The 14,421-nt window shown below is 58.7% G+C and carries 10 protein-coding genes and 2 pseudogenes; 6 read left to right on the forward strand and 6 right to left on the reverse strand.

Translation table 11 applies throughout. The features are described 5' to 3' along the window. Positions 1-11: 11 nt before the first annotated feature. A protein-coding gene (locus ACN9MU_RS15255) for an IS3 family transposase (RefSeq protein ID WP_426343943.1) occupies positions 12-1,579 on the reverse strand; the annotation gives its coding sequence in 2 pieces (ribosomal slippage) (positions 12-1,141 and positions 1,141-1,579; 1,569 coding nt in all). Between the two features lie 162 nt (positions 1,580-1,741). Between ACN9MU_RS15255 and ACN9MU_RS15260 the strand changes: the two genes are divergently transcribed. The 5 genes and pseudogenes from ACN9MU_RS15260 to ACN9MU_RS15280 all read left to right on the forward strand — a co-directional run bounded on the left by ACN9MU_RS15260 (position 1,742) and on the right by ACN9MU_RS15280 (position 6,437). Beyond that, complete coding sequence (locus ACN9MU_RS15260; RefSeq protein WP_426344818.1) at positions 1,742-4,741, forward strand: RHS repeat-associated core domain-containing protein; 3,000 nt, start codon at positions 1,742-1,744, stop codon at positions 4,739-4,741. Then, entirely contained in the window at positions 4,731-5,153 is a 423-nt protein-coding gene (locus tag ACN9MU_RS15265; RefSeq protein ID WP_426344819.1) for a hypothetical protein, read from the forward strand. The genes ACN9MU_RS15260 and ACN9MU_RS15265 overlap by 11 nt, the downstream gene beginning before the upstream one ends. A gap of 158 nt (positions 5,154-5,311) precedes the next feature. Continuing rightward, positions 5,312-5,625 (forward strand): annotated as a pseudogene (locus ACN9MU_RS15270) (transposase). Then, positions 5,622-6,119: a DDE-type integrase/transposase/recombinase gene (locus tag ACN9MU_RS15275; protein WP_426344820.1), complete on the forward strand. Its 498-nt coding sequence runs from the start codon at positions 5,622-5,624 to the stop codon at positions 6,117-6,119. The pseudogene ACN9MU_RS15270 and the gene ACN9MU_RS15275 overlap by 4 nt, the downstream one beginning before the upstream one ends. 51 nt (positions 6,120-6,170) lie before the next feature. Continuing rightward, complete coding sequence (locus tag ACN9MU_RS15280) at positions 6,171-6,437, forward strand: integrase core domain-containing protein (RefSeq protein ID WP_426344821.1); 267 nt, start codon at positions 6,171-6,173, stop codon at positions 6,435-6,437. Between the two features lie 183 nt (positions 6,438-6,620). Here the strand turns inward: ACN9MU_RS15280 and tnpC are convergent. The 3 genes and pseudogenes from tnpC to ACN9MU_RS15295 all read right to left on the reverse strand — a co-directional run bounded on the left by tnpC (position 6,621) and on the right by ACN9MU_RS15295 (position 9,547). Next, a pseudogene (gene tnpC, locus ACN9MU_RS15285) lies at positions 6,621-8,182 on the reverse strand (IS66 family transposase). A gap of 30 nt (positions 8,183-8,212) precedes the next feature. Continuing rightward, entirely contained in the window at positions 8,213-8,608 is a 396-nt protein-coding gene (tnpB, locus tag ACN9MU_RS15290; protein ID WP_426344887.1) for an IS66 family insertion sequence element accessory protein TnpB, read from the reverse strand. A 555-nt stretch (positions 8,609-9,163) separates the two neighbouring features. Then, positions 9,164-9,547: a hypothetical protein gene (locus ACN9MU_RS15295; RefSeq protein WP_426171798.1), complete on the reverse strand. Its 384-nt coding sequence runs from the start codon at positions 9,545-9,547 to the stop codon at positions 9,164-9,166. Positions 9,548-9,737: 190 nt separating this feature from the next. Between ACN9MU_RS15295 and ligD the strand changes: the two genes are divergently transcribed. After that, positions 9,738-12,188 carry a DNA ligase D gene (ligD, locus tag ACN9MU_RS15300; protein WP_426344822.1) on the forward strand — a complete coding sequence of 817 codons (2,451 nt, stop codon included), beginning with the start codon at positions 9,738-9,740 and terminating at the stop codon, positions 12,186-12,188. Positions 12,189-12,283: 95 nt separating this feature from the next. On the opposite strand, the gene ACN9MU_RS15305 is transcribed toward ligD, so the two are convergent. Together ACN9MU_RS15305 and ACN9MU_RS15310 are read right to left on the reverse strand one after the other, a co-directional pair. Further along, positions 12,284-13,276, reverse strand: a complete 993-nt coding sequence (locus tag ACN9MU_RS15305; protein ID WP_426337582.1) for a Ku protein — start codon at positions 13,274-13,276, stop codon at positions 12,284-12,286. Positions 13,277-13,278: 2 nt separating this feature from the next. Further along, complete coding sequence (locus ACN9MU_RS15310; protein WP_426323411.1) at positions 13,279-14,262, reverse strand: SDR family oxidoreductase; 984 nt, start codon at positions 14,260-14,262, stop codon at positions 13,279-13,281. Between the last annotated feature and the right edge of the window lie 159 nt (positions 14,263-14,421).

Below are 14,421 nucleotides of genomic sequence, written 5' to 3' on the forward strand. Positions count from 1 at the left end.
TGTCGCCCGATTCAAGCAGCAATTTGCTGAGTATGGCTCTCCTTTGCACTGGTGGAAACGACGTGATCGCGCTCTGGGTTCAAGGTAACGGCGCCACAAGGTGCCCAGTTGCGCGTATTGCCCGACCAGCGGGCCGGATGGCGCGCCTGGGCAGCCAGATAGAGCTGATGCCGCGCTGCCAGAATAGCCTTGTCTTGCCCAGCATGGCGCTGTGCGGGGCTGACATAGCGAATGCCGCTGTGTCGATGTTCGACGTTGTACCACTGCACAAAGCGGGCGGCCCAGTCGCGCGTGGCGGCCAGATCGGCGAAGCCACCCGATGGGAATTCCGGGCGATACTTTGCGGTGCGGAACAGTGCCTCGGCGAACGCGTTGTCGTCGCTCACACGCGGGCGCGAGTAAGAAGGCTTGATGCCCAGCCAATGCAGCATGGCCAACACCGTGGTCGCCTTCAGTGTGGCACCGTTATCGCCATGCAGCACTGGCTTGTTGCGGTTCATAGCGACGCCTTCGGCCAATGCGGTGCGGCGCACCAAGTGACTGGCATGGTCGGCATCATCCTCGGCATGCACCTCCCAGCCAATGATCTTGCGGCTGTAGAGATCCAGGATCAAGTAGAGGTAAAACCAGCGGCCCGCCACCCGAGCCGGCAAATAGGTCATATCCCAGCACCAGACCTGGCCGGGCGCAGTGGCGATATGTGTGGTCGGCGGCCGCTGCCGACGCGGCGCTTTGGCCCGACCGCGATGGCGAATCTGACCATGGGCGCGCAGGATACGACTGAATGTCGATTCGCTGGCCAAGTAGACGCCCTCGTCGGCCAGCATGGGGACGATGCGAGCCGGCGGCATGTCAGCAAAACGCGGTTCGTTCGCGGCGGCCAAAACGGCAGCGCGTTCGTTCTCCGTCAGCGCATGCGAAGGCAGAGGGCGTATTGCCGTCGGCCGGCGGTCGCCGTTTTCCAAGCCGCCGTGCGCTTGCCAGCGTTGCAGGGTGCGCGCATTCAAGCCGACTGTGGCACATGCCTCACTCAGGCGTGCACCGGCCTGGCAAGCGTCGGCGATATCTCGGGCCATGACTTGGCGATCTTCGAGTCCGATCATTCGTCCTCGGCCTTGTACTTGCTGAAGATCGCCTCGGCTTTTTTTGATAGCACGAGCAAAGCTGCAGTCTCCGCTAACGCCTTGTCCTTGCGGCGGATCTCGCGTTCCAGTTCCTTGATGCGGCGCCTGTCTTGCTTGGCCTCTGCCGCAGTCACGCGCTTCTCTCCAGGTTCGGCTAAAGCATTGATTGCATGCTCGCGCCACACTGCCAGCTCGTGCGGATAGACGCCATTACTGCGGCACCAAGCGCCTTTGTTTGCCTCGTCCATCATGGACGTCGCCAGCACCGCTTCAAACCGCGCGGCGGGCGTCCATTCGCGGCGTTGCGTCGGATTGGCCAGCGCTTCACTGCGCCAGCGTTCCAATGTCGATTCGCTCACGCCAATCGACAAGGCGACATCCTTGATCGACGCGCTCTCTGGCGGCAACAAACGCGCTACCGCCTTATCCTTAAATTCCTGTCCGTACCGTGCCACTTCACACTCCTGTTATCGCCCCCATTTTCTCAGATCTATCGGAGCGACAACTATTTTGACACTGGGGGGAACGCGCTCGGCCAGCAGAAGACCATTGGATTTGATGGCGGAACTGGCGCCATCATCAGCCTGAAAGGCCCAAACGGTCTATCGATTAGCGCTGTGCCGGATGGGTTTGGTCGTATTAAAACGACAATCAACGACCAGAACGGCTCTCGTGTTCAGAGCTACTTTAAACGTTGCTTGGGCGACTGCCCTGGCGGCGCAAAAGTTGTTCAGATAACGGATGCTTTCAACGGTGCCAATAGAACTGATGCGCCTTTATTGGCCTATGCAGATGCTCAAGGTCGTGTACTTACCGCTGAAACTTGGGGCTTTGATGGTACGCGTATCCGCGCCGATAAAGAATATGACTCTCAAGGTCGCCTGGAAAGAACGTATCAACCGACCTACCTCAATCAGCAGCGTTATTTGGATAAACGTTTTGCTTACGATGGATTGGGACGCGTGGAGTTTGTTTACGGCCAGGACGAGGCTGGAGCAGAAACCGTCAACAAGACGCAATACGTTGGCTATAAAACGATTCAGACCAATCCGATGACGTATTCGCGCACCGTCGAGAGGGATGTGGTTGGTCAAATACGGTCGGTTAAGGACGCGAACGGAAAGTCAACCACCTACACCTATAGTCCATTTGGTGACTTGGCCAGCGTGACTGATCCGCTTGGCAACGTAACGACGATCTCGTATGACCGCTTGGGCCGTAAGACGGATTTGAATGACCCCGATCTGGGTTGGATCCACTACGATGTCGATGCACTGGGACGAGTGTGGCAAGAAGTATCGCCAAACCAACGAGGGAAGGGACGTTCCACACGTACTGAGTACGACATGTTGGACCGTGTGACAGGGCGCTATTCATTTGATTTGGAAAGTCATTGGATTTATGACACGGCACCAAACGGCATCGGCCAATTGGCTGAAGCATATGTCGGCGCGAACAAGGATGGTTACAGGCGCACGTATGAATATGACGAATTGGCGCGGCCAAAACAAGTGACGCAATGGCTCACTGACGGCACCTATGTGCAGAAAACAGAATACGACGATTGGAGCCGACCAAAGGCCCAGGTGTATCAGCGCAATGCAGACACGTCCAAGCGATTCGATTTGCTTTACAACGGCTGGGGTTACCTCGAGCGCGTAATGCGTGGGGATCTCGAGCTTTGGAAGGTAAACAAGCAAGATGCTGCGAATCGCCTAAGGGAGGCCAAGCTCGGCAATGGTTTGATCGAAACCAAAGCGTTCAATGACTATACCGGCACGCTGACTTCCATTCAGACGACTGCAGGTGTGGCGCGTCGTATTGAAGTCTCGTACTTATACGACAAGCTGAGTAACGTTAAGACACGTGTTCAGTACTGGGAGAATGCTGGCTTCATCGAAGACTTCACTTACGACAATTTGAACCGAGTTAAGTCCAGTAAAATACTTTCGCAAGAACAGACGTATACCTACAACGACGATGGGAACATTGCAAGTAAAACTGGCGTGGGCACATACAGCTATCCTCTCGCAGGCCAAGGTGTTAAGCGACCGCACGCAGTGTCAAACATCACCGGCTTAGGTGAATTCAATTACGACGATAACGGCAATATGTTGGTTGGGGCTGGTCGAACGATCGAATGGAACGACTTTGACATGCCGACGAAGATTTCGGACGTGGCGGGGCACTGGAGCAAGTTTGCTTATGGCCCGGAGCGCCAACGTACACGACAGGATCGCGGTGAAAGTGGAAATATCATTTATGCAGGACCACAGGAAGTTGTCGTGTCAGTGAGTGGCAACTCGGTAAAAACTTATTGGCCTGGTGGCATCGGCCTGGAGATCGATCGCCCGAACACGGCAACTGAGCTACTTTGGTCACATGTCGACCATCTCGGAAGCACGGTCGCGTTGACCGACGACAAGGGCGCTGTGAAAGAACGTATATCTTATGACGTGTGGGGTAAATGGCGTCGCTTGAATGAATCCGGCGTTCCTATTTCTCTTAATGGAATGCCCGATAACAGCGGATATACCGGCCATGAAATGCTGGAGCAGCTCGATTTGGTGCACATGAATGGGCGGGTGTTCGACCCGAACACTGCACGTTTCCTAAGTGCTGACCCGCATGTGACGGATGCATTCAATGTCCAATCGCTTAACCGATACAGTTATGTGATTAACAATCCGCTTGCCTATACTGACCCAACTGGTTTCGACATATATGGTCAAATGCCAGCGATCAAAGATGGCAATCCATATAGCGGAAGTAACGGCTCGAATTATGCGAATTGTGTGCTTTGCTTGAACATTACTATTACTGGCGGGCAAAACAATCCCAAGCCGAATCAAGGTCCTAATGTAGGCAATATTTCAGCAACTCCAGCTTGCCCGCCGGTTCCATACACTTGCTCAGCATATACGCCTGATCCATCTTCTGCAGGAAAAGAGCCAAAGTCTGGAACGACCGTGAGTTCAGGGGCAAAATACTCGGCAACCAGCAATCCGTCTTATTTAAATCGAGTCGGGATTAGTGGTCGCGGAATAATGGTCGGTTTGTTTGGTGCGACTACGGGGCTTATAGGAGCTCAACCTGATCATAAGATGTTCTATAATTTCGGCACTGAACTCTATGATAACGCCACTCTTGCTGAGGATTTTCAGAACGGACACAACTTCGGTTATGCGCTCGGCTTTTGGACGTTAGTTACAGCGCCCGCTGCAACGCGAAATGTAGAGCCGTACAAGCTTCCATCTGCTGAGGCGGCGGCAGATGCTGCACGCAATGCAGGACGTACGTCAGGTGCTGCTGCTGAGATCCAAATTGGTGATAAAGTTTATACAGATGTTAGTACTGGAGGCGCTAATCGTACGTTGCATCCAAAAGTTCAGGACGCATTGGACAGGACCCCGCCTGAGCATCGAGCACCGTGGCATGGGCATTGCGCAGAACCTGGTTGCTTGAGTCAAGTACTTAAAGCGGGGGAGAACCCAGCACAAGGCAAAGGACGCGCCGTCAACATTGGCCAGTCCGGCAAAGGTCATGGCACCCCTAAAAATACCTGTAAAAGTTGCAGGTGGCTATATAAGGATTTCGGAGTGAAATATGATCGATAGGAACGCTATAGCCAAATTCCTCAACTGCTCCGTATTGGGAAAAGATTACGATAGCAGTCACGCCACCGTCGCGAGGTTAATGTGTAGATGTATGCAGCTAGTTTCGGAATACTTACCGCCAGTTGGAGGGGATGCTCTTCAACAAGCGACGCGATTTTGGTTAGATCAGTCATTGGACGGTACGAGCCTTGAAGACGCCAGGATTTCGTGCTGGCGTTATCTCAACAGCAAACATGGAAATAGCACCAGTATTGATGACAAAGAGGATGCGGCGATGCGAGCCTTACTATGTGTTCTCTACGAGAAACCTCAGTCAGATGAGTTTACCGAAGAGTCACTCTATTGGTTTGTTGATATGTTTGATCGTATAGATGACTATTCGCACGAGTTTGAAAAGTTAATTCAACTTTGATTTGGCAAACAGCAAAGGCAGAGCGCATCGGAGACATCGTTCCAATTTTCACAGAGCTACTTCTCTCGATGCATATCTCTTATTGGCATTCCCCCGTTTAGAGGGATGTAATGACCCAGTGAATTCCTGCTCAGGTGATAATAGAGAGAGGAAATCACATGAGCATGGTTATGGAAGAGGAAGTCAAACGCTGGACCGCCAAGCGCAAAGCTGCGCTGGTCACCGAAATCATTCAGGGAAAAACGACGGTGGCCGAGGCCAGCAGGGCCTTCGATATGCCGCCGTCTGAGATCGACGAATGGGTCGATGAAGCGAAACGGGGCATGGAGAACGCCTTGCGGGCCAAGCCTTTGGACGTGCGCGAGCGTATGAGCGCCAGATCAAAGAGCTGCAGGAAGCATACGGTGAAGCGATGCTTGAACTGCGTGCCCGAAAAAAGTTGGCGTCCCTGCTGGGCGAGGAAGAGAAGTGATCGAAACGATCCGCCAGGGACTAGCAGAAGACGGGTTCAAAGTTTCGATCAATAAACTGTGCCAGTGGTTCGACATGCCGCGCCGGACGGTGTACTACAAGTCCGTCAAGGCAGCACCCAAGGTGCAGCCGCGTTTTGCCGAACCAATCAAGGCCATGATCAACGAGGAGCCATCGTTCGGCTATCGCACCGTTGCGGCCCTGCTGGGCTTCAACAACACCGTGCAGCGCATCTTCCAGCTGCGAGGCTGGCAAGTGAAGAAGCGACCGATTGGATTCGGTTCGCGCGTGCAGGCTTTGCCTTCCGTGGCCACGGCGCCGAATCAGCGCTGGGCGACGGATCTATGCCGCGTTTGGGGCGGCCGCGACGGCTGGCTGGTACTGGCTCTGGTAATCGATTGCCACACGCGCGAGCTGCTTGGCTGGCACCTGTCTCGGTCAGGGAAAGCCAAGACAGCGGAAGCGGCCTTGGAGCAGGCGCTCATTGCCCGTTAACGCACGCCGGGTCGAGTGTCTGCGCCGTTTTTGCTACGCTCGGATAACGGTTTGGTTTTCACCAGCCGCAGCTACACCGCGCTGGTACGCAGCTACCTGCGCCAGGAATTCATCACGCCGCATTGCCCTGAGCAGAACGGCATGGTGGAACGCGTAATTCGCACGTTGAAGGAGCAATGCGTGCATCGCCATCGGTTTGAGACTTTGCAGCATGCCAGCCGGGCTATTGGCGACTGGATCGGGTTCTACAACAATCAGCGCCCACACCAGGCACTGGGCATGAAAACACCCGCAGAGACGTTTAGATTAGCGGCCTAAGTTGAGCAGGAACAGCTAGGTCATTACAGGATTCACGGGATCATTACAGGGCCGCCCATTATCGTGTTCGATTTCGGCGGCAGCTTCGCTGGTCGCAGGACTTGCGTAAGCGTCAAAGCAGCGCCGTCTTGAGCGCCACGCTACTTTAAACGATGATGTTCCCAACACCGCTGGGAAGCGTAGTTAAGCGCCGGAGAGTTTGTCGGCGCAGTTCCAGGGCAAGAAGTCGTCCACCCGGTTCACGGGATGGTCGGCGATATGGGTCAGCACGTAGCGCAGCCAAGCCTCGGGGTCGACACCGTTAAGTTTGGCCGTTCCGATCAGCCCATACATGGCGGCAGCGCGTTCGCCGCCACTGCCTGCACCTGCAAACAGGAAGTTGCGACGGCCCAGGGCCACGCCGCGCAGGGCCCGTTCGGCGGCGGAGTTGTCGATCTCGATACGGCCGTCATCGCAGTAGCGCGTTAGCGCCGGCCACAATTTGAGCGAGTAAAGGATGGCGGCTGCCGTATCGGATTTGCGCGACAGCGTGGCGAGCGTAGCCTGCAGCCATCGCTCAAGCTCGGCGAGCAGTGGTTTGGCATGCTGCTGGCGAGCGGTGCACCGCTCGTCTGGTGGTTTGCCCCGTATGCCTTCTTCGATGGCATACAGTTCGCTAATCCGGCGCAGTGCCTCAGTAGTTATGGCCGATGGATGCGCTGCGTGCAGGTCGTAAAATTTGCGGCGGGCGTGAGCCCAGCAGGCCGCCTCGTGCACATGGCCGCTTTCGTACACGGCGTTAAAGCCCGCATACGCGTCGGCCTGCAGAATCCCGCGGAAGTTGGCCAAATGAGCTTGCGGGTGTTCGCCCTTACGGTCGGGCGTGTAAGCAAACCCTATGGCAGGTGGCGTGTTGTCGCCGCTTGCTCGGTCGTCACGCACATAGGTCCAAAGACGCGCGGTGCGCGTCTTGCCGTTGCCAGGTGCCAGCACCGGCAGCGGCGTGTCGTCGGCGTGCAGCTTGGCGGCGGCAAACACGTGGCGGTTCAGTGCATCGACCAAGGGCCGCAGCAGTGCCCCAGCGGCACCGACCCAGCTTGCCAGCAAGGCGCGCTCCAGCTCCACGCCTTCCCGAGCGTAGATTGTGCTTTGGCGATACAGCGGAGTGTGGTCCGCAAACTTGGCGACCAACACGTGCGCCAGCAAGCCAGGGCCCGCCAAGCCACGCTCAATCGGCCGGCTGGCTGCCGGTGCCTGCACGATGGTGTCGCAGCAGGCGCAGGCCAGCCTGGGGCGCACATGACGGATCACTCGGAAGCTGGCTGGCACATATTCCAGCTGCTCTGACACGCTTTCGCCCAGCAGCTTTAATTTGCCACCGCAGTCCGGGCACACTTCGCCGGCGGGCAGGTGCACCTGTTCCTCGCGCGGCAGGTGAGCCGGTAATGGCTTACGCTCAGCCTTCTGCGTGGTGCCACTTCCACCGGCGCCTGCGCTTCCGCCACGGCGGCTTCGGCTTCCAGGTCTTCCAGTTGCAGTTCCAGTTGCTCGATCTGCTGGTCCAGCTTTTCTGAACGGCGACCAAACTGCATGCGTTTCAGTTTTGCCAGTACTAGCTTCAGATGCTCGATCTCGGCGGTGCGCGTAGACAGTTCCGCGCTCAGGTGAGCCACCTTCGCTTCGCTCGCCAGCAACGCAGCGTCACGCGCCAGCAGCATGGCTTTGAGCGCTTCGATATCGTTGGGCAGTTCGGCGGCGTTGAGCATGCGGCCTAGTTTACGCAGATCGTGTCATGTTTACAAGGCCGATTGCGGCCGCCAGGTACGTTCCGGCCGGCGCCAGTCAATCCCTTCCAACAGCATCGACAACTGGGCTTGGGTCAGCGCGACACTGCCGCTGCTGGCCTGCGGCCAGATGAAGCGGCCGCGCTCCAGGCGTTTGGCCAGCAAGCAAAGGCCATCGCCGGTCCACCATAGCAGCTTGATCAAGTCGCCCCGTCGGCCACGGAACACAAACACGTGGCCGCTAAACGGGTCCTCGTCCAGCGCAGTCTGCACTTTCGCTGCCAAGCCGTTGAAACCGCTGCGCATGTCGGTGACGCCAGCGGCCAGCCATACTTTTGTACCCGGCCGTCGTTCGAGGTTGTCTAGTAGAGCTCTTGCTTGTCGTAGGCGTGGCGCATCGCTCGTCAGGTGTTTGCAGCGTAGGTCTTCTTCGGTACCTCATAACTGCCCAACGCGAAGTGGCGCCTCCGTCGCTAAGGTGGAATGACTCGCGGCATAAAAACTCATCGTGCCCTGTCGTGTTTAGCGAGGAATCCAAAAGGGCTCCAATCTCCAAGCTTGGGCGGTGGATGCTTGGACCATTTAAAGGAAGTCCAAGAGCGCAGATAGTTAGATAGCCACGCAGAGACTTTTAAAGGCGTTAATCCCGTGACGCTTTCGGCAGTGCGTTGACGTTTTGAGGCGGCAGGGCCAGTTCGCACTTCCCGACTGAGTGCATTTTGTTCGCAGCCGTCAAGGTCAAGAACTGTAGAGACTGAATATTTACAAGCGTTTCAGTTGTAACGAAAAGCCAATGATATGGCGCATTGCTCGCGAACGAAAAAAAGCCCGCCTGGTCAGCGGAGAACCCTGCCAGGCCGGGAAGAAAGATGCCACGATTGGTCCCCGCTCGGCCAGCGCGCCATTCCGGTTTGGAGGCGGATTCGGGAGGCGCGCTGGCGGCTGGGGAATCGGCAGTCTGGATTACTTAGCCGGTGCGGCTTCCTTTGCAGCGGCTACTTCTTTGGATGCAGCGGTTTTTTTGGAGTGCTTGGTCTTTTTCACTTCCTTGGTGGCGCTGGAGTGCTCGTGCGATGCGGCCGGGGCAGCAGCGGTGGCCGAGGAGGCTGGGGTCGCAGCTACGGCTGGGGTAGCAGGAGTTGCAGGAGTCGCCTTGCTGCCTTTTTCAGCAGGAACCGCCGGGGTAGCTGGAACAGCTGGAGTTGCTGGCGTTGCCGGAGCAGCTGCGGTAGCAGCAGGCATCGGGGCAGCGGCAGGCTTGGCTGCGTGGCCGCCGGCAGCCGGGGCTTGGGCGAAGGCAGCGGTTGCGAACAGGCCGGCGATCAGGGTGGCGATGGTCTTCTTCATGGTCAAGCTCCTCGGAGAGAATGGGGTAAATCGTTTGGGGTGTCGTGCATTATTGCCGTGTCACTGAGCCTAAAAACGATGCCAAAGACGCGCTAGTTGACGGCCTTTACACATGGTTACATCTGCCAAAACTGCTTACAAAGTGCGGCAGGTAACCGTGCCGGCGCGGCGCTGCCCGTACAGTGCTTACATGAAGGACGCACTCAAGACTTACAAGGCGAAGCGGGACTTCAGCATCACGCCGGAACCCGCAGGGGGAGGCCAGCCGGGACGGGGGCGGCTGGCCTTCGTTATCCAGAAACACTGGGCGCGTCGCCTGCACTACGATTTCCGCCTGGAGCTCGACGGCACGATGAAAAGCTGGGCCGTGCCGAAAGGCCCCAGCTACGACACCCATGACAAGCGCATGGCGGTGCACGTTGAGGACCATCCGATTTCGTATAACGAGTTCGAGGGCACCATTCCCGAAAAACAGTACGGCGCTGGCAAGGTGATCATCTGGGACCGCGGCACCTGGGAGCCGGTCGAGGATCCGCGCAAGGGCTACCGGGCGGGCAAGCTGGTGTTCAACCTGCACGGCCACAAGATGCACGGCCGCTGGGCCCTGGTTCGCATGCGCGGCAAAGGCGAGGACAAGGAGCCGTGGCTTCTGATCAAGGAGAAGGATGAATACGTGCGTCCTGCCGCTGAGTTCAGCGTCGTCGATGAAATGCCTGATAGCGTCAAATCGCTTGGCGCAGCGGCTGCGGCGCCGGTCGCCGAGCGCGTGGCTGCGCCGCGCATCAAACGCCTGCCCGCGGAGCTTGAACCGGAGTTGGCGACATTGGTCGACGGTCCGCCTTCGACACCCGAAGACTGGCTGTTCGAAGTCAAATACGACGGTTACCGCCTGCTGGCCCGCATCGAAGACGGCGACATCACCCTGCATACCCGCAACCGCAACGACTGGACGCACAAGCTCGAACCGTTGCGGGCGGCGCTGGCCAAGGCCAGGCTGCCGGACGGCTGGTACGACGGCGAAATCGTAATCCACAACGAAGAAGGGCGCCCTGATTTCGGCCTGTTGCAGCAGGCCTTCGATGGCCAGCGTACCAAGGATATCGTCTACTTCCTGTTCGATGCGCCTTACCTTGGCGGTGAGGACTTGCGCGGCCTGCCGCTCGATGAGCGCCGCGCCAGGCTGGAGGCGGCAATGGCCAAGGTCAAGGGCGACACGGTGCGCCTGAGCGCCGTCCTGCAGGCTTCTCCCGACGAAATGCTGGCCGCTGCCTGCAAGATGGGGCTTGAAGGCGTCATCGGCAAACGCCGCGACTCTACCTACACGGAGCGCCGTTCGCGTGACTGGATCAAGCTCAAATGCGCCCAGCGCCAGGAGTTTGTCATCGGCGGCTACACTGACCCGCAGGGCAGCCGTACCGGGATCGGTTCGCTGCTGCTCGGCGTCTATGGCAAGGATGGCGAGCTGCATTACGCCGGTAATGTCGGCACGGGTTTCAATGACAAGACCCTGCGCGATCTTGCGGATAAACTGAAGCACCTGAAAGCAGACGAAAGCCCGTTTGCCACCAGCAAGGCCATTGCCCGCAAGGCGCACTGGGTCAAGCCGCAGCTCGTGGCGGAAGTCAGCTTCGGCGAATGGACGCGCGGCGGCTCGATCCGCCATTCCGTATTCCAGGGCCTGCGCAAGGATAAAAAGGCCGGTGAAATCAGCCGCGAAGTGCCAGCCCACGTGGAGGAGGAAACCGTGCAAAGCAAACTGCCCGCCTCACTCAAAGTCACCAATCCGGACCGGCTGGTCGACCCGGCCAGCGGAATCAAGAAGATCGACATGGTGCGCTATTACGCCCTGGTCGCCGACTTGATGCTGGAGCACACCAAGGGGCGCCCCGTGGCTCTGCTGCGCGCACCGGAAGGTGTTGGCTCCGAGCTGTTTTTCCAGAAGCACGCCGATGTCAGCAAGCTGCGTGGACTGAAGGAGTTTCCCCGGGAGCTTGACCCCGACCACCCGCCGATGCTGGAAGTGGCCACCACCCAGGCCCTGCTGGCGGCCGCCCAGTTCAATGTGATCGAATTCCATACGCAGAACGCGTTCGGCCGCACTTACGAGAAACCAAACCGCATCTTGTTCGACCTCGACCCCGGCAGCGGCGTCGAATGGTCGCAGATGCAGGAGGCGGCGCAACTGGTGCATGCCTTCCTGGATGAACTGGGGCTGCCGTGCTTCCTCAAGACCAGCGGCGGCAAGGGGCTGCACGTGGTGGTGCCGATCAAGCCGTACTACGACTGGGATACGGTGAAAGCCTTCAGCAAGCAGGTGGTGGAGCACATGGCGACGACGCTGCCGGACAGGTTCGCCTTCAAGAGCGGGCCGAAGAACCGGGTTGGCAAAATCTTCATTGACTACCTGCGAAATGGGCGTGGCGCGACCACCGTGGCCGCGTGGTCGGCCCGCGCGCGGCCCGGGCTTGGGATTTCGGTGCCTGTGGCCTGGGATGAACTAGCCTCGTTGCGCGGCGGCGATCACTGGACGGTTGCCACGGCGCATACGCGGCTGGATGTCGGCAATGCGCCGTGGGCGGATTATGCGAAGGCCGCCGTTGGCCTGGCGCCAGCGATGAAGGCGATCGGGGCTGTCGAGTAACTGGGGAGCCTGTTACGGCACGCGGCAACGTGCGATCGGGGTCTGACCCAAGGGTCAGACCCGATTTTTGTTGGCCGCTGACTTGCGAACTGTGTTCAGGCGGCTTTTCGACGGGGGCTGCTTGTTTTGGCGGCGGACTTGGCTGCGCTGGTGCGCTTGGCGGCGGGTTTCGCCGATGACGTGGAGCGCGAGGAACTTGTGCTGCGGGTCTTGCTTGCGCCTGTGCTGGTACTGCGACGCGCGCGCGGTGCGCGTGGCGCTGCTTCCTCGCCTTCCTCCTCTTCAGCAGCGGCTGCCGTGCGGCCTTTCGACCCAAGGCTTTGCTTCAGCAGGGCGACCAGGTCGACCACATTGCTGGCTTTCGGCACCGGCGCTTCGCCAGTCGGCTCGGTCAGCGTGTGGGTCTGTCCGGCCTTGACCTTTTTCTCGACCAGCTTGAGCACGTCTTCGCGGTAAGTGTCGTGGTATCCCTTGGGATTCCACTTTTCGCTCATTTCCTCGACCAGCGACAGGGCCATTTTCAGCTCCTTGTCGGTGATGCCGGAATCGCCCGGCAGCTTGAGGTCTTCGGGATTGCGGATTTCGGTCGCGTAGCGCAGCGTGTTCATGATGATGCCGTCGCCGACGGAGACCAGCGCGCACAGGTGTTGCCGCGTGCGGATCACGACGGTCGCAATCGCAATCCTGCCCGCCTTGCTCAGTGTCTGGCGCAGCAGGGCGTAGACCTTGTCGCCGCCGCGTCCGGGCGAGAGGTAGTAGGGCGTTTCATAGAACGTCAGCGGCACTGAATCGGCGTCGACGAAGGCCATGATGTCGATGGTCTGCGTCGCCTTCGGGTTCGCCAGCCGCAAGTCTTCGTCGCTGAGCACCACGTACTCGCCATCCGAATATTCGTAGCCTTTGACGATATTGTCCCAGGTGACTTCCTTGCCGGTGCCCTTGTTGTAGCGCTTGAATCCGATCGGCGAGAAGTCGCGCTTGTCCAGCATGGTCAGGTCAAGGTCGTGCGACTCCACCGCCTTGTGCAGCTCCACAGGGATGTGCACCAGGCCGAAACTGATCGCGCCTTTCCAGAGTGCTCGTGCCATCTTTACTCTCCGATACTGCCGGTGATCGGCAAGACGATACCGGTGATATAGCTGGCGCACGAAGGCGCTGCCAGGAAGACGAAGGCCGGCGAAATCTCTTCCGGCTGTGCAGGGCGATGCATATCGGTCTGCGCGCCGAATTCCTTGATCTTGTCGGGCGACTGGTCGGCCGGGTTCAGGGGCGTCCACACCGGACCGGGCGCCACCGCGTTGACGCGGATGCCTTTCTCGAGCAGGTTGGATGCCAGCGACATCGTGAAGGCGTGGATCGCGCCCTTGGTGGTCGAGTAGTCCAGCAGTTTTTTCGAGCCGCGCAGGCCTACCACCGAGCCGGTATTCAGGATCGAACTGCCGCTTTTCATATGCGGCAGCGCCGCCTTTGCCATGTGGAAGTAGCCGTAGATATTGGTCTTCATGGTCAGATCGAAGCGCTCTTCCGACAAGTCCTCGAGCGAGCCGGCATGCTCCTGGAAGGCGGCGTTGTTGACCAGGATGTCGACCTTGCCGAAGCCCCGCAGGACTTCGTCGATGGCATGGCGGCAGAAGGCAGGGTCGCGTACATCGCCTGGAATCAGGAGGCAGCGCTGCCCTTCGGCCTCGATGTATTTCCTGGTTTCGTCCGCATCCTGCTGTTCCTCGGCCAGGTAGACCAGCGCGACATCCGCGCCTTCGCGGGCATACAGCACTGCGACCGCGCGTCCGATGCCGGAGTCGCCGCCCGTAATCACGGCAGCCATGCCGGCGAGCTTGCCGCTGCCGCAATAGCCGGGCGCCATGAATTGCGGCTTCAATTGCATCTGGTGTTCAAGGCCGGGCTTTTCCAGGTGCTGCCCGGGCAGCGGCGGCGCCGGGAATTCGTGCGTCCCGGCCTGTGCCGGCTGTTTCTGCTCCTCGGCCTTTGGCTTGGCCGCGTCGCGCTGGTCCTGTTCTTGCTGGACGGTGCGCTGTTCGCTGCCCGCGCCAGTCTTTTGTTGCGAATTGCCCATGACTTCCTCCTGTGCTCGGAAGTCCAGTATTCGCCGCAGCAACGTTGCTAACCGTGCGCTCCCACACATAAATAGGGATGTTGTCTGCAGTGAACTTGTGGCAAACTAACCCAATGCCTACTGCTGCGGGCCGACGTCACCGTACCGGCCTTTTCCTCC

The organism is Pseudoduganella sp. R-32 (assembly GCF_049913245.1).
In the GTDB taxonomy this organism is placed as follows: Bacteria; Pseudomonadota; Gammaproteobacteria; order Burkholderiales; family Burkholderiaceae_D; genus Rugamonas.

Bases quoted from the DNA above. Each gene is read 5' to 3' on its own strand.
- ACN9MU_RS15265 (WP_426344819.1), top strand. From the start codon at position 4,731: ATGATCGATAGGAACGCTATAGCCAAATTCCTCAACTGCTCCGTATTG.
- ACN9MU_RS15295 (WP_426171798.1), bottom strand. From the start codon at position 9,547: ATGAAGAAGACCATCGCCACCCTGATCGCCGGCCTGTTCGCAACCGCT.
- ligD (WP_426344822.1), top strand. From the start codon at position 9,738: ATGAAGGACGCACTCAAGACTTACAAGGCGAAGCGGGACTTCAGCATC.
- ACN9MU_RS15305 (WP_426337582.1), bottom strand. From the start codon at position 13,276: ATGGCACGAGCACTCTGGAAAGGCGCGATCAGTTTCGGCCTGGTGCAC.
- ACN9MU_RS15310 (WP_426323411.1), bottom strand. From the start codon at position 14,262: ATGGGCAATTCGCAACAAAAGACTGGCGCGGGCAGCGAACAGCGCACC.